Genomic DNA, 23,652 nt, shown 5'->3' with positions numbered 1-23,652 from the left:
GCGCCCGTCGTTCCCGTCACGCGCGTTCGAGCACGGCCATTTCCCGCACGACCACGAGCAGCACCGCGAGGCTCGCGCCGCCCGACGCACGCAGATCCGCGAGCAGGTGCTCGTAACGCGCGAGCGCGGCCTCGCGGCGCGCGCGCCACGCACCGACGATCGTGTCCGGCGTGGTCGAGTCCGGCAATTCCGCGAGCGCGCTCGTTGCGAGCGTGCGCTTGAGCCGCGCGACTTCCGCGAGTGCGGCGGCGCGCGCGAGCATGTCCCAGTGCGTCGGTGTCGGCAGGGTCGCCGCGCGTTCGCCGATCCATCCGTAATTGAGCAGCGTGCCGAGCGAGAAATAGACGCCCGCGACGGGTTCGAGGCTGCGGTTGCAGGTCGCGGCCACTTCGGCGATGTCGAGCAGCGCGGCCGAGATGTCGCCGCTCGCGACACGTACCGCGAGCGCGCTGTCGACGCCCGCATCCACGAGCACGCGCTGCCGCTCGGACAGCGCATCGAGATCGTCGGCCGGCAGCAGCGACGGCAGTTGCGGCGCGAGCCGCTGTGCGGCGTCGCGGCAACGCGCGATCAGCTCGGCGACGCCGCCGTCGGCCACCGCGCCCGCTTGCAGGTGACGCAGGAACCACAGCGCCGCGCGCTCCAGCAGCCGCGCGACGTCGACGAACATGCGCGCCTGCACGTCGTCGGCGACGCGGTTGTCGAGCGCGTCGATGTCGCGCCACACCGCATCGAGGTCGAACACGTCGCGCGCCATGATGCACGCGCGCACGATGTCGCCGGGCTTCGCGTCGGTTTCCTCCATCAGCCGGTGCACGAATGCGCAGCCGACGCGGTTCACGAGCGCGTTGGTCAGGTGCGTCGCGAGAATCTCGCGGCGCAGCGGATGGCGGCGCATCGGCTCGCTGAAGCGCTGCTGCAGCGGCTTCGGGAAGTAGTCGACGAGCATCGCCGCTACCAGCGGATCCTCGGGCACGTCGGATTCGAGCAGCGCGTCGTAGAGCCACATCTTGCTGTACGCGAGCAGCACCGCGCGCTCCGGCGACGTGAGGCCGAGCTTCGCGGCCTGCCGCTCGGCGACTTCGTCGTCGGTCGGCAGGAATTCGATCACGCGGTTCAGGCGGCCCGCGCGTTCGAGCCAGCGCATCAGGCGCGCCTCGGCGTCGAGCAGCTCGACCGCATGGCGGCCCGCGATCGACAGCGCCTGCGTCTGGTAGTAGTTGTCGCGCAGCACGAGCAGCCCGACTTCGTCGGTCATCTCGGCGAGCAGCGCGTTGCGCTGCTTCTCGGTCATCTCGCCGTCGGACACGACGAGCCCGAGCAGGATCTTGATGTTGACTTCGTGATCCGAACAATCGACGCCGGCCGAGTTGTCGATCGCATCGGTGTTGATGCGGCCGCCGCGCTGCGCGAACTCGATGCGGCCGAACTGCGTGCAGCCGAGATTGCCGCCTTCGCCGACGACCTTGCAGCGCAGGTCCGCGCCGTTCACGCGCACCGCGTCGTTCGCGCGGTCGCCGACCTGCGCGTGGGTTTCGCGCGCGGCCTTCACGTAGGTGCCGATGCCGCCGTTGTACAGCAGGTCGACCGGCGCCTGCAGGATCGCGCGGATCAGCTCGGTCGGCGGCAGCGCGTGCGCGTCGATGCCGAGCGCGGCCTGTACCGCCGGCGACAGCGGGATCGTCTTCGCGGTGCGCGGATACACGCCGCCGCCCGGTGAAATCGCGGCCGCGTCGTAGTCGGCCCAGCTCGAGCGTTCGAGCGCGAACATGCGCTGGCGCTCCGCGAAGCTCGTCGCCGGGTCGGGGTTCGGGTCGAGGAAGATGTGCCGGTGATCGAACGCGGCGACGAGCCGGATATGCGGCGACAGCAGCATCCCGTTGCCGAACACGTCGCCCGACATGTCGCCGACGCCGACCACGGTGAAGTCGGTCGTCTGCGTGTCGATGCCCATCTCCCGGAAGTGCCGCTTCACCGATTCCCACGCGCCGCGCGCGGTGATCGCCATCTTCTTGTGGTCGTAGCCGACCGAGCCGCCGGACGCGAACGCGTCGTCGAGCCAGAAGCCGTATTCGTGCGAGATCGCGTTCGCGTAGTCGGAGAAGGTGGCCGTGCCCTTGTCGGCGGCGACGACCAGGTACGGATCGTCGGGGTCGTGGCGCACGACGTCGGGCGGCGGCACGATCGCGTTGCCGGCGAGGTTGTCGGTGAGGTCGAGCAGCCCGCGCAGGAACGTCTGGTAGCACGCGATGCCTTCGCGCATCCAGGCTTCGCGATCGGTCTGCGGCGGCGGGTTCTTCACGACGAAGCCGCCTTTCGAGCCGACCGGCACGATCACGACGTTCTTCACCATCTGCGCCTTCATCAGCCCGAGCACCTCGGTGCGGAAATCCTCGCGGCGGTCCGACCAGCGCAGGCCGCCGCGCGCGACGCGTCCGCCGCGCAGGTGCACGCCCTCGACGCGCGGCGAATACACCCAGATCTCGAACATCGGCTTCGGTTCGGGCAGGCCGGGCACCTTCGCCGGGTTGAACTTGAACGACAGGTACGGCTTCGATTCGCCGTTCGCGTCGGCGAGGAAATAGTTCGTGCGCTCGGTGGCGTTGATCACGCCGAGGAACTGGCGCAGGATGCGGTCCTCGTCGAGGTTCGGCACCTGGTCGAGCGCGCCTTCGATCGCCTTCAGCAGCCGTTCGGCCTGCACGTCGCGCGTGTCGCCGATGCGCGGGTCGAAGCGCAGCAGGAACAGCTCGACGAGTTGCCGCGCGATCGCCGGATTGCCGGTCAGCGCGCGTTCGATATACGCGTCGCTGAAGGTCGAGCCGACCTGACGCAGGTATTTCGCATACGCGCGCAGGATCGTCACTTCGCGTGCGCTCAGGTGCGCGCGCAGCACGAGACGGTTGAAGTCGTCGTTTTCGATCCGGCCGCTCCAGATCCGGTCGAACGCGTCCTCGAACAGGCCTTTCACGCGCTCGATGTCGAACTCGGTATCGTCGGCGAGCTCGAGGCCGAAATCGTGTACCCATGCATGCGCGGCGTCCTGCGTCTGGATCCGGTACGGCCGCTCCTCGTCGACGCGCACGCCGAGATGTTCGAGCATCGGCAGGCTGCGCGACAGCGCGATCGGGTCGCCCGCGCGATACACCTTGAAGCGGAACGCGCGCGGCTCGGCCTCGATCGGGCGGTACAGGTTCATCGCGAGCTGGCCCGAGTCCTTCACGCGCTCGATCAGCTCGATGTCGCGCACGGCCGTGCGCGCCGGGTAGTCGTCGCGATAGCCGGCGGGGAACGAATCGGCATAGCGCTGCAGCAGGCGGTTGCCTTGCTCTTCGCCGAATGTGTCGAGCAGCGCGTCGGCGAGATCGTCCTGCCAGCGGCGCGTGACCTGCACGAGCCGCGTTTCGAGCTCGCGCGTGTCGACGTCGGGCATCGTGCCCGGTTCCGCATGCACGACGAAATGAATGCGCGCGAGCGCCGATTCCGACAGCAGCGGCGTGAACTCGACGTTCACGCCGTTGTACGCATCGACCAGCAGCTTCGCGATGCGGCGGCGCAGATCGGTGTTGTACTTGTCGCGCGGCACGAACACGAGACACGACACGAAGCGGTCGAAGCGGTCGCGGCGCACGAACAGCCGCGTGCGCTGGTGTTCCTGCAGGCGCAGGATGCCGAGCGCGATGTCGTAGAGCCGGTCTTCGTCGGCCTGGAACAGTTCGTCGCGCGGATAGGTTTCGAGCACCGTCACGAGCGATTTGCCGAGATGCCCCTTCGGCAGGAAGCCCGCACGCCGCACGATGTTCGCGCACTTGCGGCGCACGATCGGGATCTCGGTGAACGAACCGAAATAGGCGGTCGACGTGTAGAGGCCGATGAAGCGGCGCTCACCGGTGACCTTGCCGTCGGCACCGACGAGCTTCACGCCGACGTAGTCGAGATAGCCGGGCCGGTGCACGGTCGCGCGCGAATTCGCCTTGGTCAGGAAGATCGGCCAGGGGCCGGTGATGATCTCGGCGGCGGCCGGCGGCAGCGGCGTCACGTCGGGCGCGCCGGACGTGCGCAACGATTCGCGCAGGATGCCGAAGCCCGAGCCCTCGATGCCGCGCAGGCCGAAACCCGTGCCGTCCGATACGAGCGCGTAGTCGCGCTGGCCGAGGAACGTGAAGTGATCGGCGGCCATCCATTCGAGGAACGCGCGTGCCTCGATGTCCTCCGCGGTCGATTCGCGCGCCTTCATCTCCTTGATCGTCGCGCGGGCGATGTCGACGATCTTCGGCCAGTCTTCCACCGACGCGCGCACGTCGCCGAGCACGCGCGCGATGTCCTCGCGCAGCGTGTCGAGCAACGCGGCGTCGCCGCAGCGGTCGACTTCGAAATGGATGAACGACGCGAGTTGCGACTGGCCGTCGCCGGACGTCGCGCCGCCCGCGTCGACCCGCTCGATGCCGCCGCCGGCGCCGCGCCAGATGCGGAACACCGGATGCAGCGCCGAATGCAGCGCGAGCCCGAGACGGTTGATGGCCATCGTCACCGAGTCGACGAGGAACGGCATGTCGTCGTTGACGATCTCGATCACCGTGTGGTCGGAATGCCAGCCGTGCTGCTCGAGGATCGGGTTGTACACGCGCAGGCGTTCGCTACCGGGCACGAATTTCTGGGCGGTCTGCCAGTGCGCCATCGCGGCGCCGTACAGGTCGGCGATGCCGCGACTCTGCAGATCGTCCGCATCGACGAAGTCGTAGTAATGACGCAGGAAGGGTTCGACGATCCGGAACGTGGCGTCGGGCAGGCGAGCGCGTGCGAATTCGACGACATCGGAGAGCAGGTGTGCGACGACTTCCTCGTTCTTCGCTTCCATGGCGGTCTCCTCGTCGGGTGGCCATCGGCTGCTGCGTCTGCCCCGCATTATGCGCCGATTGCGTGACGAAGCGATGTGCGGGCGCACAACGGCGGCGGGCGAAGGCGCCCGCGTGCGGCGCCTGTCGCGGGCGCCGCGGGGTAGGGTTAGGGTGCGGCACCGGGCAGACGACGCCGAAGCGACGCCGCCCGTGTCGCTCAACCCTCATCGCTCCACAGCTTCCCGGCCGTCGCCCAGTTCTCCTTCTTCACGTCGGTGAGGATGATATCGACCGAGCCCGGCGCGCAGCCGAGCGTCTCGCACGTGACGCGCGTGATTGCTTCGACGAATGCGCGCTTTTGCTCGACGGTGCGGCCTTCGAACAGCTGGATATTGAAAGTCGGCATGACACATGCTCCGGTTGGGATTGAACGATTGACGACGAGCGATTCGATACGGTGCGGATGCGGCGTCAGTCGCGATACGACGGATCGATCCGGTCGAGCCGGCGCAGCAGCGCCGGCCATTCCAGTTCGCCTTCGATCGCGCCGCCGTCGCGCAGTTGTGCGGCGGTGCGCTCGGCGATGGCCGGTTCCGGCAGCACGAGCCGCCCGCCGCCTGCTTGCGCGCGCAACTGGATGTCGCACGCCTTGATCAGCGTATCCATCAGCACGTACGCTTCGGCGACGGTCCGGCCGACCGTCAGCGTGCCGTGATTGCGCAGCAGCATCGCGGATTTCGCGCCGAGGCTCGCGGTCAGCCGCGCGCCTTCGTCCGGCGAGAACGCGAGCGCCTCGTAGTCGTGGTACGCGAGATCGCCATGAAAGCGCAGCGCGTGCTGCGACGCCGGCAACAGCCCTTCGCGCTGGATCGACACGGCGATGCCGGCCGTATTGTGCAGGTGCATCACGCAGACGGCGTCCGCGCGCGCGGCGTGCACGGCCGCATGCAGCGCGAAGCCGGTCACGTTGACCGCGTGCTCGCCGTCGCCGATCCGGTTGCCGGCCAGATCGATCTTCACGAGGTTCGATGCGCGGACCTCGTCGAAGGTCAGGCCGAACGGGTTGATCAGGAAGTGGCCCGGCTCGCCCGGCACGGTCGCGGACAGATGCGTGTAGATCAGATCGTCCCAGCCGTTCAGCGCGACGAGCCGGTACGCGGCGGCGAGGTCGACGCGCAGCTTGCGTTCGGCGTCCGAGATCGGGCCGCCGGGCTTCACGGCATCAGGACGGTGTGCGAATGACATCGGGTTCTCCGAGGGTGAGGCGGCGCGCGACGGCTACGGTCACCCATGACGCGAGCGCGAACGGGGCCGTGAACGCGGTAATGCCTGCGCGCATCGCGAGCCACTGGATCAGCGCGGCGAGGGCGGCGGCCGCGAGCGCCGCACGCGGCCCGCGCGACATCAGCGCGAGCGCGGCGAGCGCGCCATTGAAGCTGAGCAGGCCATCGGCGAACGATGCGTCGCTCGCGCCGAGCGCGACGAGCAGCACGGTCGACGCGATCGCACCGCCGAGTGCGAACGCGGCCGCGCGGCGCGATGCGACGGCGAGACCGGCGACGACCAGCGCGCCGGCCCAGGCGCCTTGCGCGAAGGTGGTCTGAGCGACGCCCGACAGCAGCGCGTCGGTTGCGGAAGCGAGCGTCGGCACGGGATCGGCGCTCGCGCCGTCCGCATGCTGCGACGCGACAAACGGCAGCCACAGCGCGGTGACGGCCAGGCACGGGCTCGAATACGGGCACTGGCGCCAGCGGGCGAGCGGCGCCCGCATCGCGCGTTGCACGAGCGCCGCGCCGATCGCGACCAGCGGCACCAGCGCGATGGCGGCGAGTTGACCGGGCGTGAACAGGACGGCGATCAGCGCGGCCAGCGCACCGTTGAAGCCGTGCAGCCCCTGTTCGACGTCGCGGCGCTCGGCGCCCGTCAGCACGGCCGTCATGCTCGCGGCGGCCGAGCCGACCAGCGCCGCGCATGCGAGCCGCAGGTCGGTCAGCGCCAGCGCGGCCAGGAGCAGCGCGCCGGTGAGCGCATGCGCCTGGAGCACGATCTGCCCGACGCCGCGCAGCAGGATGCGCAGGTCGATCGACGGCGAGGCGGGGAGGGCGGTAGGCATGATGGCGGCGGAGCAGGACAAGCCGCGAGCATAGGGCACGTTTCAATGCACCGGAATAGGGAATTCTGGATAGTCAGGATTTGTGGCGGATGCGCTGATGTGGGGCATGGTCGGTGTGTATTCGGCGCGGGTGTAGTCGACTTCGCCGAGCGGCTCGGCGCCCCGGTCATGTTGACCACGACGACCCAACGTTGGACGAAATCGCGTATCGCTCCGAGAGCCCGACCAGGCTGTGATCTCAAGGCGATATGGTTGCGGTTCGACCACGCCCGCCGGACGCGGACCGAAGCTCGATAGCGAGGTCTGCTCTCGCGAATGCGCTGTTGTAGAACCGTGCGGCAAGGGGACTCTGGGTCTCGACTCGCCCACGAAGCCCACCACGTTCAGCCATTCGTTCTCGCACCGGGCATTGAATGCGTATAATACGTACAATACGTATTACTCGTCCCGGAGACGCCATGGTCACCATTACCGCAACTGAACTGGCCCGCCATACTCGCCAGATCCTCGATCAGGTCGCCCAACGCCGTGAGACGATCGTGGTCGAACGCAACCAGACCGTGATCGCGCGGCTGGTCCCGGCCGAGCCCGTTATGGACGCCGCACAAGCGCTCGAAGGCCTGCCTGCAAGTTTCGACGCCGAGGACGCAGCCCGTTGGCTGCGAGATAGTCGCAGCGGCTTCGAAGACGGAGTTCATGATCCGTGGGCATGATCATCGACAGTTGCGTGTGGGTGGGGCTGGCCGGCGGCACGATCGAATCGCGTGCCGTGATCGACACGGCGGGCGATGCGCCTGTGTTCATCTCGACGATTTCGTTGGGCGAACTGGCATTCGGCGTGCAGGCTTGCGCGGACGCTGCCGAACGCGCGCGGCGCGCCGCCCATTTGCGCCAACTTGAGCGCCGACCTGTGCTTGAAGTCACGCGCCACACTGCGGCCGCTTTCGGGGTGCTGGCTGCTGCTGTCAAGCAGGCGGCCCGCTCGCCGCGGCCGCGCTACAACGATCTGTGGATTGCAGCGCAGGCGATTGAGCACGGCTATGCGCTGATGACGCTGAACGTCGCGGATTTCGCTGATTTGCCAGGGCTAACCGTGCGCGTGCCACATGCTTGAACGTGAACGAGTGGCGAGCGTGAATCTGGACGGAACCTTGGACGGTGCGCCAGCCACCGGGTGGACCGAGTTCGCCGTTCGAGGATGAGCGCGGAGCGGCGCGAGTCGTGGAAGCTATCCGATCGGCGTTCGAGGAGCTGGCAATAGCCGCCGAACACGAATGACGCGCGCTGGGCTCATCGACGGCGGCATTCTCGACAGCCGGGATTTGTGTGACGATGCCTCGATGTGCGGTAACAAGGAGGCGGCAGAATGCGCGAACTGCGGTGGGCGTCGCTCGAGGGCGACGGAATCGAACATCTGACGTTTGACCGGAATGATTCCGGCATCGTCGTCGAAAGCGCGGTGGTCGGCCAGCGGTACGGCCGTGCGTACGGGCTGGCGTATCGCGTCGAGTGCGATGCGCAATGGCGCGTGACCTACGCGGTGCTCAAGGTGATGGGCGGCGGCACGCTCGAACTGCGCGGCGACGGGGCCGGGCACTGGCGCGACGGTTCAGGCCGCGAACTGCACGAGCTCGACGGCTGCATCGACATCGACATCGCGGCGACGCCGTTCACGAATTCGCTGCCGATCGGCCGCCTCGGCCTCGCGCGCGGCGAGCGACAGCCGATCGACGTCGCGTACATCTCGACGCCGGATCTGAAGGTCACGCCGGTCAAGCAGGCTTATGCGTGCATCGAACCGGGCCGCCGCTACCGATACGAAGGCATCTTCCGGAATTTCACGGCGGAGATGGACATCGACGACGACGGGCTCGTGATCGACTACGAAACGCTGTTCAAGCGTTTGCCGCCGCTGCGCTGAATGGGCGCTTCCGTCCGCATCGCCGGCGTCGCCGCCGGTACTGCCGCGACCGCGGCCCCTTCATGCGCCGACGCGAACCGGTCGATCCGCGACGCGATCAGGTCCGGATGGCGCAGCACGATCCAGTGCGCGCCGTCGATTTCCTCGCGCACGTGCTCGCCGAGCCAGCGGTCGAGGTCGGCCGACATCTCGGGCGTCACGTAGCGGTCGCGCACGGGCACCAGGATCTGCACCGGCGCCTGCGCATACCGTTCACGCGGCTTGCGGGCCCGTGCGATGAAGTTCGCGCGGTACATCTGCATCCCGTTCAGCGCGTTCTTCAGTTGCGCGGGATCGCGCTCGGCGCGCACGCGCTCGGTGATCTGCAGCCAGCGCGGCCACAGCGCGGCGCCGCCGAGCCGCCACACCAGCGACGGCACGAGCGGCAGATGGAAGAACGCGATGTACCACGATTTCAGGCTCTGCTTGAGCCGCATCTTCGCGCGGAACACGTGATCGAGGCACGGGCCCGAGATCGACGTGTACGACGCGATGCGGCCGCGCAACGCAGGGTCGGTCACGGCCTCCCAGCACTGGATCGAGCCCCAGTCGTGGCCGACGAGATGGAACGGCCGGCCGCCGCAGGTCGCGTCGGCCACCGCCTTCAGGTCGCCGGCGAGCCGCTCGAGCGTGTAGTCGGCGCGGCGGCGCGGCGCATCGGATGCGCCGGCACCGCGCACGTCGTACGCGATCACGCGGTAGCGCTTCGCGAGCCGCGCGCGGATCGGCGCCCACACGGCCGCCGAGTCGGGGTAGCCATGCACGAGGATCAGCGGCGGCGCGCGACGCGGCCCGCTGACGTAGACGGCGAGTTTCACGTCGCCGGACGGGACGGTCAGCATCTCGTGAGCGCGCGCCATCGCGTCATGCCTGCGCAACCGGATGCAGCGGCACGCGGCGCGGCGCAGCCTGCGCCGCATAACGCGCGTTGGTCGCGTCGATGTTGGCGAGCAGCGTGTCGAGCCCCTGCAGATACTGATGGTTGTCGTGGTCCCACGGATGGAAGCCCGGCCGGAAATAGTCGAGCCATTCTCGCGCGATGCTCGGGAACACGCCATTCCTCGGGCTGTACAGATACTTCACGAGGCGCCACATGCCGCCGAACTTGCCATGCTTGCGGCGGTGCGACAGCATCAACCGCACGTGGAAGTCGAACACGATCGTCCAGAACATCACGGTCGTAAGCAGCATCGTGCCGGTGCGCAGCAGGTAGCTGCCGAGGCCCGGCTTCATCACGACGTTCCACACGTCGTACGACACCGCCTTGTGCTCGGTTTCCTCCATCGCGTGCCACATCCACATCTGCTGATAGCCTTCGACCGACCCGTCGATCCGGTGCTCGTGGCCCGACAGCAACTGGTTCGCGAGGATCGCCGTGTAGTGCTCGAGCGCGATCGTGATCGCGAGCTGCATCGAATGCGGCAGCGTCTTCTTGAAGAAGCCGAGGATCGTCCACAGCCGCTTGTCGAGCTTGTGCGCGGGCAGGCCGGACGCCTGCAGCAGGTCGTTGTACTCGATGTGCTCGCGCGTGTGCATCGCTTCCTGGCCGATGAAGCCGAGCACCTGCTTCTTCAGCTCGGGATCCTCGATCCGGTCGCGGTAATTGCGCACCGAGTCCATGAAGAAGCGTTCGCCGGCCGGAAACAGCAGCGACAGCGCATTCATGAAGTGCGTGACGGGTACGCCCTGCACATGCCAGTCCTTCGCGCGTTCGGGCGGCAGCGCGAAACGGATGTCGCGCCGCACGGGCATCATGTTCGGTGTCGTCATGATTGTTCTCCCTGATTGCCTGCATTGTTGTAGGTGGCGTGCACCGGCGCCGGCGTGCCGCGTGCGGCGCGGCGGGCCTTCGCGGCCTCGCGGCGCGTCGCGAGCACGACGAGCGCCTGGTATGCGGCGGGCAGGATGCGCGCCATCCAGTCCGCGCCCTTCGCGTCGCGGCCGATCAGCACGCGGCGCTTGTTCTTGCGCACGCCGGCGAGGATCGTGCGCGCGGCGTCGTCGGCGCTCGTGATGAAGAACTTCTCGAAGCTGTCCTTGCCTTGCTGTTCGCTCTCGACGATGAAGCCGACCATGTTTTTCGCGACGCGGCTCGACTGCGCGATGTTCGTGCGGATGCCGCCCGGATGCACGCACGTGGCCGACACGCCGCACTTCATCATGTCGAGTTCCTGGCGCAGCGATTCGGTGAAGCCGCGCACCGCGAACTTGGTCGCGTTGTAGCCGCTCATGCCCGGCTGCGCGAAGATCCCGAAGATGCTCGACGTGTTGATCACGTGGCCTTCGCCCGACGCCTTCAGGTGCGGCAGGAACGCCTTCGTGCCGTGCACGACGCCCCAGAAGTTGATGTTCACGATCCACTCGAGATCGCCGTAGTCCATGCCTTCGATCGTGCTCGACAGCGCGACGCCCGCATTGTTGAAGATCAGGTTGACCTTGCCGTGCTCCCGCGCGGTGTCGTCGGCCCACGCGAACATCGCGTCGCGATCGCCGACGTCGAGCACGCGCGTCGACACGCGCACGTTCGGCGCGATCGCGCGGACGATCCGTTCGGTTTCCGCGAGGCCGACGCCGTTCTTGTCGGCGAGCGACACGTGGCAGCCGGCCTGCGCGAGCTGGATCGCGAGCGCGCGGCCCATGCCCGAGCCGGCGCCCGTGATCGCGGCGACCTTGTTGGCGAAATCTCTCATGTCGGTGGCTCCTTGTCTGGCTCAGGCCGCTTCGGCGGACGTGGAAGCGGAAGCGGCCGGCGCGGCGGCGGGCCGCGCGGTCGTGTCGTGCGGTGCGCGATACGCGTGGTAATCGGCGATCGAGAAGCGCGCGGTCGCCTGGCGGAAGCGCCACGTGAAGCCCGGCCACAGCGTCGTGTTCTTGCCGGTGCGCGGGTCGAGGTACCAGCTCTTGCAGCCGCCCGTCGACCAGATCGCCTTTTTCAGCTTGCCCTGCAGATCGTTGTTGAACTGGGCCTCGACGAGCGGGCGCACCTCGATCGCATCCGCGTGCTCGCGGCGCATCGCCTGCAACGCACCGAGGATGTATTCGATCTGCGACTCGATCATGAACACCATCGAGTTGTGGCCGAGGCCCGTGTTCGGGCCGACGATCATGAAGAAGTTCGGGTAGCCGGGCAGCGTCGTGCCGAGATACGCGTGCGCGCCGTCGCGCCAGGCGTCGACGATGTCGAGGCCGCCGCGGCCGACGATCGCGCCGCGCGGATACGGGTCGGCCACCTGGAAGCCGGTGCCGTAGATCAGGCAATCGACTTCATGGCGCTTTCCGTCGGTCGTCACGACCGCGTCGGCTTCGATGTGGTCGATGCCGGTCGTGATCACGTCGACGTTCTTGCGCGACAGCGCCGGGTAGTAGTCGTTCGAGATCAGCACGCGCTTGCAGCCGAGCGTGTAGTTCGGCGTCACCACCTTGCGCAGTTCCGGATCGGGAATCTGCTTGCGGATGTGGCGCAGCGCGAGCTTCTGCACGTTCTTCATCAGCGACGGATGGATCGCGAAGCCGAGCACGCGCGATTCGAGCATCCAGTAGATGCCGCTGCGCACGACCTTCTGCGTGAACGGCAGCGTGCGGAACAGCCATTTCTCGAAGCCGGTGAGGTTGCGGTCGGGCTTCGGCATGATCCACGGCGGCGTGCGCTGGAACAGCGCGAGCGACTTCACGCGCGGTGCGATCCGCGGCACGAACTGGATCGCGCTCGCGCCGGTGCCGATCACCGCGACGCGCTTGCCTTCGAGCGGATAGTCGTGATCCCACTGCTGCGAATGGAACGCGCGGCCCTGGAAGGTTTCGACACCGGGGATCGCCGGCAGCGCGGCGCGCGACAGCCCGCCCATTCCCGACACCAGCACGCGCGCGGACAGCCGCTTGCCGTTCGCGAACGTGAGGCGCCAGCGTTGCGCGGCTTCGTCGTACTCGGCGCGCTGCAACTCGTGATTCAGCCGCAGGTACGGGCCGATGCCGAAGCGCTGCACGCAGTCTTCCAGATACGCGCGGATCTCCGGCTGCGGCGCGAACATGCGCGTCCAGCGCGGGTTCGGCGCGAACGAGAACGAATAGACGTGCGATTGCACGTCGCATGCGCACCCGGGGTAATGATTGTCGCGCCATGTGCCGCCGACCGACGCGGCCTTCTCGAGGACGACGAAGTCGGTCACGCCCGTTTGCTTCAGGCGGATCGCCATCCCGAGGCCGGCAAAGCCGGTGCCGATGATGGCGATGTCGATGGTTTCGTCCAGGCCGTCGTGGCCGGGTGGACCGAAAGGCAACGTGCGAGCATTCATCCGGGTGTCTCCGATCTGGCTCATTTTTTAATGTTACATTGGTTGATGTAACGATAGTGGGTGAACCCGGAAACCGCAAGAGGCTAGAGGCGGCGCTCTAAGGGCCGGAAGCCAGACGGGAAAAGGCTGAGCGGGGTTTGGAACGGTCCGGCTTCCGCAATGCGGGATGAGCGGAAAAGGCCGTCGGCAGGGCAAGACAGGGGAAAACCGGGGCCGCCCGCGCGCGGCGGCCCGTTTGAAACGGTATCAGGGGCTGATCGACCGGCCGGCGATCTCATGGAAAACCCCGGCCACGATCGTGACCTGCGCGAGCGCATAGAGGCCCCAGATCAGATAGTCGATGCCCGGAAAAACGCCGAGGAAGCGGCCGACGCCGATCAGCGTGTCGGAGCCGACGAAGATCAGGCTGCCGATGGCGACCAGCGGGCCGCGCGTGCGGGCGGCGAGCGCGAAGCTCGCCATCATGCACAGCACGAGCATGTAGACGGCGACCGGCGCCAGCAGCTCGCCGAGGTGCGGGAAGAACGCCGCGTAGAACGCCGGCGCGGCGATCCACAGCCCGACGAGCGCAACGATGCGCCAGCCGTGCGGTCGCGCGCGCCATCGGAAGAAGATCGCGCAATAACACACGTGCGTGAGCAGGAATGCGCCGAGGCCGAGGACGAACGACAGCGGCCAGTCGGGCAGCGCGAGCAGCACGTCGCCGAGCACGGCGGTCGCGAGCGCCGCGCACAGCCATGCGCGTTCGCGCGCCGCGCCGCAGGTGCTGCCCGCCGAGAGCAGCAGGATGCCCATCGCGGCTTTCGCGGCGGCCTGGCCCGGATAGGGGGCGGCGGCGAGCGACAGCCCGTACAGCAGCGCCGCAGCGATGGCGAGCGGCCAGAGCCGGCGGTAGGTGGCGGGAAGCGTGGCGATCAAGGCGGGTGTCTCCGGTTTGTTGTCGTCTGCGGTGGACGACGCGCCGTCGGGGGCGCGGCTGCCGGCCATTATCCGGAAGAACGAGCACGCCAAAACCGGCGAATCCTTCTAGGAAACGACGACGGCGGCCTGCGCTGCGGCACCGGATTTTTCCGCGCGTTGCCCCGGCGGAACCGGGGCAACAGCTGCGATTCGGCTTGCTATGATCGCCGCGGTATTGCCGTTGTCGCTGTCGATGTCCCGCGTCGCCTCTCGACTGAATGCGCGAGCCGATGCATGCCCGATGAATCCCCGCCGTGCCCGGCCCGCGCGCTCGTTCGAAGCGGGGCGGCGCGGCCGCCACGAAAACAGGTCCGACCATGACCGAACTTCTCCACGGCGACGGCGCGATCCGTCGCACGACGCCGTACGGTTCCTCGATCGAAAACACCTATGCGGGCGTGCTGTCGTTCATGCGCCGCAATTACTCGCGCGCGCTCGACGGCGTCGACGTCGCGATTTCCGGCGTGCCGCTCGATCTCGCGACGACGTATCGCTCCGGTGCGCGGCTCGGGCCGGCCGCGATCCGCGCGGCGAGCGTGCAACTCGCGGAGCTCAACCCGTATCCGTGGGGCTTCGATCCGTTCGACGATCTCGCGGCCGTCGACTACGGCGACTGCTGGTTCGACGCGCACAACCCGCTGTCGATCAAGCCGGCGATCGTCGAGCATGCACGCACGATCCTGCGCTCGGGCGCGAAGATGCTGACGCTCGGTGGCGACCACTACATCACGTATCCGCTGCTGGTCGCGCACGCGGAGCGCCACGGCAAGCCGCTGTCGCTGATCCATTTCGACGCGCACTGCGATACATGGGCCGACGACGACCCGGACAGCCTCAATCACGGGACGATGTTCTACAAGGCCGTGAAGGAAGGGCTGATCGATCCCGCGACGTCGGTGCAGGTCGGCATTCGTACGTGGAACGACGACTTTCTCGGGATCGAGCGGCTCGACGCCGCGTGGGTGCATGATCATGGTGCGCGGGCGGCGGTCGAGCGCATCGTCGAGATCGTCGGTGCGCGGCCTGCATACCTGACGTTCGATATCGATTGCCTCGATCCGGCGTTCGCGCCAGGAACGGGGACGCCGGTCGCGGGCGGGTTGTCGTCCGCGCAGGCGCTGGCGATCGTGCGCGCGCTCGGGGCGGTGAATCTGGTCGGGGCGGACGTCGTGGAGGTGGCGCCGGCGTACGATCACGCGGACATCACGGCGATCGCGGCCGCGCATGTGGCTTGCGATCTGCTGTGTCTGTGGCGGCAGAAGAAGGTGGCGGGGGCGTTGCGTTGAGCGCGTGGCGCGCGGCACGCGACAGCGGCCGGCGGGGCAGCGCTCCCGGCCGGCCTGCCGATGGAGGGAGCCGCGCGCGTTACTTCGCCGCCAGCGCACCCGCCACGCTTTTGTCGACCCAGGCGTTTTCGGCCACGCTCAGTTTCTGCGGAATCAGCTTCGCCGCGTGGAACGCATCGGCCACACCTTGCTGCGCGGCGACGATGCGTTCGTCGATCGGCACCGCACCGAACGGCACGCGCTTGATCCACGTCTCGACGAGCGCCTGCGGCAACCCGACCTTCGGCGCAAGCAGCGCCGCCGTGTCGGCCGGATGCGCGTTGACCCACTGGCCCGTTTCCCGCGCCTGTTTCAGGATCGCGCCGACCACGTCGGGATGCTGTTGCGCGAAACTCCGCGTCGCCTCGTAGAAATTGTTGGTCGCGGCGAGCCCCGTGTAGTCGGACAGCGTGCGCACCTTCAGCGCGCTTTGCGCGGCCGCGTAGTACGGATCCCACACGGCCCACGCATCGACGTTGCCGCTTTCGAACGCGGCGCGCGCATCGGCCGGCGGGAGATACACCGGCTGGATTTCGTCATAGCGCACGCCGGCTTTCTTCAGCGCCTCGAGCAGCAGGTAGTTCGCGCTCGAGCCTTTCTGCAGCGCGACCTTCTTGCCGCGCAGGCCGGCCACCGTCCGGATCGGCGAATCGGCCTTCACGAACACCGCTTCGTTGTGCGGCGCCGGCGGTTCCGCGCCGACATAGACGAACTGCACGCCGGCCGCCTGCGCGAACACGGGCGGCGGCGCGCCCGTGTAGCCGAAGTCGATGCTGTTCGCGTTCAGCGCCTCGAGCAGTTGCGGGCCGGCCGGGAATTCGAACCATTGAACGCCATAGCCGAGCGGCTTGAGCCGCGCTTCGAGCGCGCCCTGCGCCTTGACGACCGACAGCAGGCCGGCCTTTTGATAACCGATGCGCACGATCTTGTCGGCGCCGCCTTGCGCGAACGCCGACGCGGCGGACAGGGCAACGAGCGAGACGGCGGCGGCGCGGGTGATCCAGCGGGTGAAACGAATCATCGAACGAACTCCATGCGAGGCATCTTCGGGGAGCGGCCGGCGCCGCTCGGTTGGAAGAATCGTCGCATGGGCGATCGCGCCCGCAAACGAAGCATTGCCGATATGGATATGACGGCGTCGGGCCTATGCTTTGTCGCCGCCGCCCGCCGGATCGGGCGTGTCCGTCGTGCCGGACTGCCGCGCTGCTTCGTCGCTGAGCTTCTTGTCGAGGATCGTCGCGACCCGCCCGCCGAGATATGCGCCGGCCGCGGTTTCGAGCGCGCGGTTCGTCTCGCCTTCGACGAACACGGCCGCGAGCGGGCGCAGGCGCCAGATCGCGTCGACCAGTTGGGGCACGTCGGTGGCCGGCGGCAGCGTGCCGGCGTCGTAGCGGTCGAGCCGCTTCACGACGAGATCGACGAGCAACCGCGCGATCGCGTCGAAATGCGGCCGCGCGAGGCTGATCACGTCGAGCAGCTCGCGCGGCGGAATCCCTTCCTTCGTCATCGCGGCCGCCGCCTCGAGCAGCGCGGGGCTCTTCGCGACGAACGACAGGCCGCGCCGTTCGAGCAGCCCGAGCTCGGTCACGCGCGACAGTTGCGTGGTCGCCTGCGGGCCGAACATCTGCGCGAGTTGCGCGAGCGAGTAGGTTTTCGGCAACTCGTGCGACCAGCGGCCGCCGATCGCGTTCTCGAGGCCGAGGATCGAGCGCAGGTCGTGGCCTTCGTCGATCGCCTTGATCAGGTCCTGGATGTTCGACAGCGTGTAGCCGCGCGCGAGCAGATGGTTGATCAGCTTCAGACGCGCGACGTGCGTGTCGTCGTAGATGCCGACGCGCCCGCGTTTCTCCGGCGGCGCGAGCAGCCCGCGATCCTGGTAGGCGCGGACGTTGCGCACGGTGGTGTCGGACACGCGCGCGAGCTCGTCGACCGTGTACTCGTTGCGGGAATCCGGCGCGGCCTCGTCGGGCGTGGAATGAGTCTGTTTTGACATGCGGCCATTCTAGCGCGCCGGGGCAGGCTCGGGCGAGGCGGGGCGCGTGTTCGCGCTGTCGCCGAGCGGGCGCTGCAGCAGCGCCGTGTCGATCCAGCGGCCGTGCTTGAAGCCGACCGCTTTCAACAGGCCGGCCGGCTCGAAACCGAACGCGCGATGCAGCGACGTCGAGCCGCCGGTGCCGCCGTCGGCGATCACCGCGATCATCTGCCGCCACGGGCCGCCTTCGCAGCGCGCGATCAGCGCCGCGAGCAACGCGCGGCCGATTCCGCGCCCGCGTTGCGCATCGTCGATGTAGATCGAATCCTCGATCGTGAAGCGGTACGCGCTGCGCGTGCGGTACGGCGTCGCGTACGCGTAGCCGGCCACGCGGCCGTCGCATTCGGCGACGAGGTACGGCAGCCCGTGGTTCAGCACCGCATCGCGGCGTGCGCGCAGTTCGGCGACGTCGGGCGGCGTTTCCTCGAACGACGCGACGCTGTGGCGAACGTGGTGCGCATAGATTGCATGGATGGCATCGAGGTCGGCGTCGGTCGCGTCACGCACGACGCAGGCGGAGGCGGTGGACATGGCGGCGGGGCGAATGAAGTGAAAGCGCTACTATGCCGGCCGCCGACGCGCGTGGCAAAGCCGTTTGCGGTTTCGGCGGCTTACAGGCGGCCGTCCGCCGCATGCACCGCGTCGGCGATCGCGTCGGCGACGCGCTGCACGCGCGGCGATCGGCGCACGTCCGGATGAACCACGAGCCAGATCTCGCGCTCGATGTCGCAACGCGGGGCGGCCGTCAGCTCGACGAGCGGCGCGCCGGCGTGCGCCGTTGGATCGTCGACGAGAAAGCGCGGCAGCAGCGCGACACCGGCCCCGGCTGCGCACGCGCGATGTTGCGCGGCCAGGTCGTTGGCGATGAACGCGAAGCGGCGCCCGGCCGCGAAGCGTTCGAGCCACTGCTGCTGCGGCGTTTGCGCGAGCGCGTCGTCGTAGCCGACGAACGGCCAGGTGTCGGGCGGCGCATCCGCCCATTCCGGTGCCGCGCACAGCGCGAAGCGCATCGTACCGAGCCGGCGCGCGGCGAGCCCCGGCTCGCTCGGCCGCGACAGCCGCACCGCGAGATCGGCTTCGCGCGCATACAGGTTCGCCGCATGCATCTCGCCCATCAGGTCGATCCGCAGCGCCGGCCACGCGCGCTGCGCACGGGCGAGGCGCGGCGCGAGGAAGTGGCTCGCGAACACCGGCGACGCCGATACGCGTACCACGCCGTCGAGCGCGGCCGCGCCCTGCGCCGCGCGCGCGAACGCATGCGCGTCGGCTTCGAGGCGGGCGGCGTGCTCGGCGAGGTGCAGCCCTTCGTCGGTCGGCGGCCATCCGCGCGGCAGCCGATCGAACAGCCGGATCCCGAGCGCCGATTCCAGCGCGTCGATGCGCCGCGCGACCGTCGAATGCTGGACCTGTAGCACGCGGGCGGCGGCCGACAGGCTGCCGCCGCGCATCACCGCCAGAAAGTAGCGGATGTCGTCCCAGCTCATCGGCAATGCGGGCGAGGTAACAGGATCGCGGTCGGTCGAATTTTGCACAATAGGTGGGCGTTCAACGTGAATTCCGTTCGATTATGCACGATGGGATGATCGTGTCACTTCATTCGATAACGAGGAACGTCATGACCGAAACCACCCACGCCATCCGGATCGGGATCGATCGTTACGGCGACGCCGGCGTGCTGCGCCGCGTCGATGCGCCCGTCGCGCCGCCCGGCGCCGGCGAAGTGCGGATTCGCCAGACCGCCATCGGCGTGAATTTCGTCGACATCTATTTCAGAACGGGCGCGCATGCATTGCCTGCGCTGCCGGCGGCGCTCGGCGTCGAGGCGGCCGGCGTGATCGACGCGGTCGGGCCGGGCGTGCCGGATCTCGTGCCCGGTCGGCGCGTCGCCTATGCCGGCATGCCGACCGGCAGCTATGCGAGCCTGCGCACGATGCCGGCCGAGCGCGTACTGCCGATTCCCGACGGCCTGAGCGACGAAGCCGCTGCCGCCGGGCTGCTGAAGGGGATCACCGTGTACATGCTGCTGCATCGCGTGCGGCAGGTCGGCGCCGGCGATACGGTGCTCGTGCATGCGGCGGCCGGCGGCGTCGGCCTGCTGGCGACGCAATGGGCGCGTGCGCTCGGCGCGCGGGTGATCGGCACCGTCGGTTCGGCCGCGAAGGCCGCGCTCGTGCGCACGCACGGCGCCGAAGCGGTGGTCGATTATCGAGAGGAGGATTTCGTCGCGGCGGCGCGTGCGTTCGGCGGCGGTGCGGGCGTCGACTACGCGATCGACGGCATCGGCGGCGACGTGCTGACCCGCACGCTCGGGGCGATTCGTCCGTTCGGGATGGTCGCGAGCATCGGGCAGGTGGCCGCGATCGGCGCGCGACAGACGTTCGATCTCGACGAGTTGGGCCCGGCGCGTTCGATCGCGCTCGCGCGGCCGAGCGTGCTCGGCTTCATCGCGCGCGACGTCGGCGCGTATCGCGACGCCGCGCGCGCGACGCTCGACCGGCTGGCGGGCGGGATGCACGTCGAGATCGGCGCGCGGCTGCCGCTGGAGCAGGCGGCCGATGCTCACCGGTTGCTGGAGTCGCGCGCGACCACGGGCGGCGTCGTGCTGCTGGCGTGACGGCGGGCGCGAGCGGCTTGCCCGCCCGAAAAATTGACGACGATCAGCCGCGAAGCAGGGACGGACTCAAGTTTTGTGCAGGCAAACCGTAATACAGAGGGCCGCGGACCGATTGCCGCGGCATTTTTCATCGCTCACGTGCCGTCATGAACCTGAACGCCCTGTTTTCCCGTTTCTCGATCCGTACGCGGATTTTCTCCACGCTCGGCCTCGTCGCCGCGCTGCTCGTCGTGTCGGGGCTGATCGGCCTCGCGGGCATGCAGAGTTCCAATCGCGCCCTCGACGAGGCCTATACGCGGCAACTGGCGGCGAAGACCGCGCTGTCCGCGGCGAGCCTGAACCTGACGATCGTGCGCACGACGCTCGACCGTGCGCTGCTGCATCCGGACGCGGCGGAGGTTCCCGATCTCGTGAAGAAGGCCGAGGGCTATCTCGCGAAGGCCGACACGGCATGGCGCAACTACGCGGCGATGCCGCACGACGGCGACGAGGGCCCGCTCGCGAGCCGCCTCGATGCCGCGCGCCAGGCGCTGATCGGGCAGGCGCTGAAGCCGATGATCGATGCGATCCGCGAAGGGCGGCGCGACGAAGCCGACCGGTTGCTGATGACGGTCGCGCCGCCGCTGTCGGTCGCGCTCACGCAGGCGACCGACGCGCTCGATGCGTACCAGGCGGCACGCGGCAAGGACGTGTACGACACCGCGCAGACCTATTACGGCTGGATGCGCATCGGCGCGATCGCGGGCATCGCATTCGGGCTGGCCGCATGCCTCGGCTGCGCGATCGGCCTGCATTTCGCGATCACGCAACCGGTGAATCGCCTGCTGTCGCATTTCCGCCGGCTGTCGGACGGCGATCTCACGTCGGAACTGCGCTGGTCGTCGCGCGACGAGATGGCCGAACTGGTCAAGGGCGTGACGGGCATGCAGCGCAGCCTCGCGGACACGGTGCGCCAGGTCAGCCAGGGTTCCGAGGCGATTTCGACGGCGACGCACCAGATCGCGGCCGGCAACACCGACCTGTCGCAGCGCACCGAGGAACAGGCGTCGGCGCTGCAGCAGACGGCCGCGAGCATGGAGCAACTGACGGCGACCGTGAAGCAGAATGCCGACCACGCGCTCGAGGCGCAGGCCTGCGCGGACAGTGCGAGCGAGATCGCGACGCGCGGCGCGACGGTCGTCGGCGAGGTGATCGGCACGATGAACGAGATCGACCAGAGCTCGCAGAAGGTCGCCGACATCATCGGCACGATCGAGGGAATCGCGTTCCAGACCAACATTCTCGCGCTGAATGCGGCGGTCGAAGCCGCGCGGGCGGGCGAGCAGGGCCGCGGCTTCGCGGTGGTCGCGGGCGAGGTGCGTACGCTGGCGCAGCGCTCGGCGTCCGCGGCGAAGGAAATCCGTACGCTGATCGGCGAATCGGTCGAGCGTGTCGCGACGGGCTCGCGGCTCGTCAGTACGGCCGGCGCGACGATGCAGGACATCCAGCAGGCGATCGGGCGCGTGACGGGCATCATGACGGAGATCGCGGCCGCCTCGAGCGAGCAGCGCGACGGGATCGAGCAGGTGAACCGCGCGGTGTCGCAGATGGATCAGGTGTCGCAGCAGAACGCGGCGCTCGTCGAGCAGGCGGCGGCCGCGGCCGCGTCGCTCGAGGAGCAGGCGGATGGGTTGCGGCGTGCGGTGGGGGCGTTCCGGGTGGCTTGAGCAGGGCGAGGTGAATCGCAGCGGATCTGTCGGCTGATGCGACCTGTTTCACGGGTGGGTCGATGCTATCGTCGTATGATCGAGCGAGCAGTCTGTTGACAAACAAAGCCCCGCTACCGGGGCTTTGTTTTTTGTAAATCAAGATTTGATGTGCAACCTTTAAAACAAAGGTAGTCTGGCACGAAGCCAATCCCACTTGGAGGGCGGAATCATCAGATGTTTTTTGTAATTCGATTCATCGGCCAAGTCGATATAGCGTACCAGATTGCCCTCGTAACCCAGAGGCGGGTGAGAGCTTTCTCCATGATACCAGTTGACGGAGAAATATCGCTTTGCAAGAAGCTCGCCCTTTTCACTAAACACTCTTAGCTCAATGTTGTCATTCGTCGCGTCTTGATCATTTCCGCCGGTGCCGCACAGCTTGAATCGGTACCAAACGCCATTCATGTTTTTTATACCGCCATCTAATGTCTCCGGGCGATCATAGAAGTCACACCGTCCATAGGCGGGGCGATTGAAATGAACGATCAAACCTGCGCATACGTAAATGACAATGGCTAAGCCAATGTATCTGATGGCTCTATTCTGCATATTTCACCAAGATCAAGATCGATCGGTTTCTTCAGTTTCAAATAAACTGGATTCGAATATATCATGAAGTCCCTGCCCCTGTGATGTCTTTCTCGCCATCGACTGTAGTCTGCATTATGGATTGGAAAATAAACATCGGACGTCTTGAATTTTCCTAATATACTTCTTCGTGTGTCGACAGGTTTGTTGATGTTTTTTGACCAAATGTCAATGTCGGATTCTCGTTTTGGCGAGCTTGATCCTGTAAGAATTGACCCCGGGGCGATGATGACGCCATGTTTGTTCCAGTGGCCTAAATATTGTTTTCCGTTGAATGAGTAGTTGTCTTTCACGTAAACATATATATGCGTGATTCTACCCGTGGCGCTTAGGCAGTAAAGCGCACCTGATTTTTCATATTTGAAGTATTTTTCGCTTGAAATTTCAACATTTCCAATGGCTGCATAAATGTTGAAATTGGCCAGCGCCCCCGTGAGATCCGTTGGGGAAAGGTTCTCCAGGGTGTCCCAATTTCCTATTTTCGATAGCTGGAATTGCCAGTCGTTGTGAAATTTATGCAAATTTCTTGTGAATGAGGCGGTGTTGAAGTTGAACGTAGAATTTCTTTCTAAAAAGAGCTCTTTGACAAAAGACTTGGTGATATCTGATGCTGTTCGTATGGAACGTTCGCTGTAGATATCGCTCGCGAGAAGTTTATTGTACTTTTTTCTGACATTTCCGAATTTCAAAATCCATTCGAGGGTAACGCCATCGTCATTCAGCGGCTGGGCTGACGTTGGATCGTCGTTGTAAACATGCGCAGCGCCCGCGAACCAGATCCGCGCAAGCCTGGCCGAAACCTTCCAGCCCAGATTGTCCATCGCGATTGGCACGTCTTGGAGATCGAAAGGGGGCGGATTTTCGCAAACCTCCGATTCCGCCTGCGTCTGCGGTCGTTTGGTTATCGCCTGATCGGCTTGCGGCGGCGGTTGAGGTGCTGCAGGAGGCTCCGGAGCAATCGAAGGCCTGGAAATCGCTTTGGGCGGCGGCTTTTCCCCCGGTGCAAGCCGGTCGATCGATACGCTCCTTTGCGTATCGAGCGGGACACACCCTCGGGAACCCTTGTATTCCTTCAACTCCGATCCGAACAATCCCTTTTTCGGTTCGTAGTAAGGCAGCTTTTTTACGTCGGCCATCGAATATTCCGCGTGCAACGAATGGCCTGGCATCGTAGCGGCCGGC

The 23,652-nt window shown here is 67.0% G+C and carries 21 protein-coding genes; 6 read left to right on the top strand and 15 right to left on the bottom strand.

Annotated features, from left to right (window positions below; genetic code table 11):
- Positions 1 to 16: 16 nt before the first annotated feature.
- The 4 genes from KPB06_RS29730 to KPB06_RS29715 form a co-directional block, all read right to left on the bottom strand.
- Positions 17 to 4,858 (bottom strand): NAD-glutamate dehydrogenase, encoded by a 4,842-nt coding sequence (locus tag KPB06_RS29730; RefSeq protein WP_275905778.1) that lies wholly within the window; start codon positions 4,856 to 4,858, stop codon positions 17 to 19.
- 197 nt (positions 4,859 to 5,055) lie between these two features.
- Positions 5,056 to 5,244 (bottom strand): 4-oxalocrotonate tautomerase, encoded by a 189-nt coding sequence (locus KPB06_RS29725; protein ID WP_011547447.1) that lies wholly within the window; start codon positions 5,242 to 5,244, stop codon positions 5,056 to 5,058.
- A gap of 65 nt (positions 5,245 to 5,309) precedes the next feature.
- On the bottom strand, positions 5,310 to 6,083 hold the full coding sequence (locus KPB06_RS29720) for a class II aldolase/adducin family protein (protein WP_275905779.1): 774 nt from the start codon (positions 6,081 to 6,083) through the stop codon (positions 5,310 to 5,312).
- Positions 6,061 to 6,951, bottom strand: coding sequence for an urea transporter (locus KPB06_RS29715; protein ID WP_275905780.1), 891 nt, complete (start codon positions 6,949 to 6,951; stop codon positions 6,061 to 6,063). Before KPB06_RS29715 ends, KPB06_RS29720 begins: the two co-directional genes overlap by 23 nt.
- A 458-nt stretch (positions 6,952 to 7,409) precedes the next feature.
- Between KPB06_RS29715 and KPB06_RS29710 the strand changes: the two genes are divergently transcribed.
- From KPB06_RS29710 to KPB06_RS29700, 3 genes are all read left to right on the top strand, one after another.
- Positions 7,410 to 7,664, top strand: coding sequence for a type II toxin-antitoxin system Phd/YefM family antitoxin (locus tag KPB06_RS29710; RefSeq protein ID WP_275905781.1), 255 nt, complete (start codon positions 7,410 to 7,412; stop codon positions 7,662 to 7,664).
- Entirely contained in the window at positions 7,655 to 8,065 is a 411-nt protein-coding gene (locus KPB06_RS29705; RefSeq protein ID WP_226223108.1) for a type II toxin-antitoxin system VapC family toxin, read from the top strand. The genes KPB06_RS29710 and KPB06_RS29705 overlap by 10 nt, the downstream gene beginning before the upstream one ends.
- Positions 8,066 to 8,317: 252 nt before the next feature.
- Positions 8,318 to 8,872 (top strand): putative glycolipid-binding domain-containing protein, encoded by a 555-nt coding sequence (locus KPB06_RS29700; RefSeq protein WP_275905782.1) that lies wholly within the window; start codon positions 8,318 to 8,320, stop codon positions 8,870 to 8,872.
- On the opposite strand, the gene KPB06_RS29695 is transcribed toward KPB06_RS29700, so the two are convergent.
- The 5 genes from KPB06_RS29695 to KPB06_RS29675 all read right to left on the bottom strand — a co-directional run bounded on the left by KPB06_RS29695 (position 8,833) and on the right by KPB06_RS29675 (position 14,121).
- Positions 8,833 to 9,771, bottom strand: a complete 939-nt coding sequence (locus KPB06_RS29695; RefSeq protein ID WP_275905783.1) for an alpha/beta fold hydrolase — start codon at positions 9,769 to 9,771, stop codon at positions 8,833 to 8,835. The genes KPB06_RS29700 and KPB06_RS29695 overlap by 40 nt on opposite strands.
- Positions 9,772 to 9,775: 4 nt before the next feature.
- Entirely contained in the window at positions 9,776 to 10,681 is a 906-nt protein-coding gene (locus KPB06_RS29690) for a metal-dependent hydrolase (protein WP_059584914.1), read from the bottom strand.
- Complete coding sequence (locus KPB06_RS29685; RefSeq protein WP_059584915.1) at positions 10,678 to 11,601, bottom strand: SDR family NAD(P)-dependent oxidoreductase; 924 nt, start codon at positions 11,599 to 11,601, stop codon at positions 10,678 to 10,680. The genes KPB06_RS29690 and KPB06_RS29685 overlap by 4 nt, the downstream gene beginning before the upstream one ends.
- A gap of 21 nt (positions 11,602 to 11,622) precedes the next feature.
- Positions 11,623 to 13,203 carry a flavin-containing monooxygenase gene (locus KPB06_RS29680; RefSeq protein ID WP_124657881.1) on the bottom strand — a complete coding sequence of 527 codons (1,581 nt, stop codon included), beginning with the start codon at positions 13,201 to 13,203 and terminating at the stop codon, positions 11,623 to 11,625.
- A gap of 246 nt (positions 13,204 to 13,449) precedes the next feature.
- Positions 13,450 to 14,121, bottom strand: a complete 672-nt coding sequence (locus KPB06_RS29675) for a lysoplasmalogenase (protein WP_275905784.1) — start codon at positions 14,119 to 14,121, stop codon at positions 13,450 to 13,452.
- A 359-nt stretch (positions 14,122 to 14,480) separates the two neighbouring features.
- Between KPB06_RS29675 and speB the strand changes: the two genes are divergently transcribed.
- A complete protein-coding gene (gene speB, locus KPB06_RS29670; RefSeq protein WP_059584917.1) occupies positions 14,481 to 15,449 on the top strand; it encodes an agmatinase in 969 nt (322 codons plus the stop codon).
- 79 nt (positions 15,450 to 15,528) lie between these two features.
- Here the strand turns inward: speB and KPB06_RS29665 are convergent, their stop codons facing one another.
- The 4 genes from KPB06_RS29665 to KPB06_RS29650 form a co-directional block, all read right to left on the bottom strand.
- Positions 15,529 to 16,509, bottom strand: a complete 981-nt coding sequence (locus KPB06_RS29665) for a sulfonate ABC transporter substrate-binding protein (RefSeq protein WP_059639649.1) — start codon at positions 16,507 to 16,509, stop codon at positions 15,529 to 15,531.
- Positions 16,510 to 16,632: 123 nt separating this feature from the next.
- Positions 16,633 to 17,481, bottom strand: coding sequence for a MerR family transcriptional regulator (locus tag KPB06_RS29660; RefSeq protein ID WP_059584919.1), 849 nt, complete (start codon positions 17,479 to 17,481; stop codon positions 16,633 to 16,635).
- 9 nt (positions 17,482 to 17,490) lie between these two features.
- Positions 17,491 to 18,051 (bottom strand): GNAT family N-acetyltransferase, encoded by a 561-nt coding sequence (locus tag KPB06_RS29655; RefSeq protein ID WP_124860012.1) that lies wholly within the window; start codon positions 18,049 to 18,051, stop codon positions 17,491 to 17,493.
- Positions 18,052 to 18,131: 80 nt separating this feature from the next.
- A complete protein-coding gene (locus KPB06_RS29650; protein ID WP_226223100.1) occupies positions 18,132 to 19,004 on the bottom strand; it encodes a LysR family transcriptional regulator in 873 nt (290 codons plus the stop codon).
- A gap of 131 nt (positions 19,005 to 19,135) precedes the next feature.
- Between KPB06_RS29650 and KPB06_RS29645 the strand changes: the two genes are divergently transcribed.
- Entirely contained in the window at positions 19,136 to 20,134 is a 999-nt protein-coding gene (locus KPB06_RS29645) for a quinone oxidoreductase family protein (RefSeq protein ID WP_104012724.1), read from the top strand.
- Between the two features lie 146 nt (positions 20,135 to 20,280).
- A complete protein-coding gene (locus KPB06_RS29640; RefSeq protein ID WP_059584922.1) occupies positions 20,281 to 21,840 on the top strand; it encodes a methyl-accepting chemotaxis protein in 1,560 nt (519 codons plus the stop codon).
- A gap of 159 nt (positions 21,841 to 21,999) precedes the next feature.
- On the opposite strand, the gene KPB06_RS29635 is transcribed toward KPB06_RS29640, so the two are convergent.
- A complete protein-coding gene (locus KPB06_RS29635) occupies positions 22,000 to 22,371 on the bottom strand; it encodes a hypothetical protein (RefSeq protein WP_226223098.1) in 372 nt (123 codons plus the stop codon).
- A gap of 26 nt (positions 22,372 to 22,397) precedes the next feature.
- On the bottom strand, positions 22,398 to 23,606 hold the full coding sequence (locus tag KPB06_RS29630) for a DUF6402 family protein (protein ID WP_180278246.1): 1,209 nt from the start codon (positions 23,604 to 23,606) through the stop codon (positions 22,398 to 22,400).
- Between the last annotated feature and the right edge of the window lie 46 nt (positions 23,607 to 23,652).

This window comes from Burkholderia semiarida (assembly GCF_029268935.1).
GTDB classification, from domain to species: domain Bacteria; phylum Pseudomonadota; class Gammaproteobacteria; order Burkholderiales; family Burkholderiaceae; genus Burkholderia; species Burkholderia semiarida.
The sequence above is the reverse complement of the archived record's forward strand: the minus strand, read 5'-3'. Positions and strand labels throughout refer to the sequence as shown.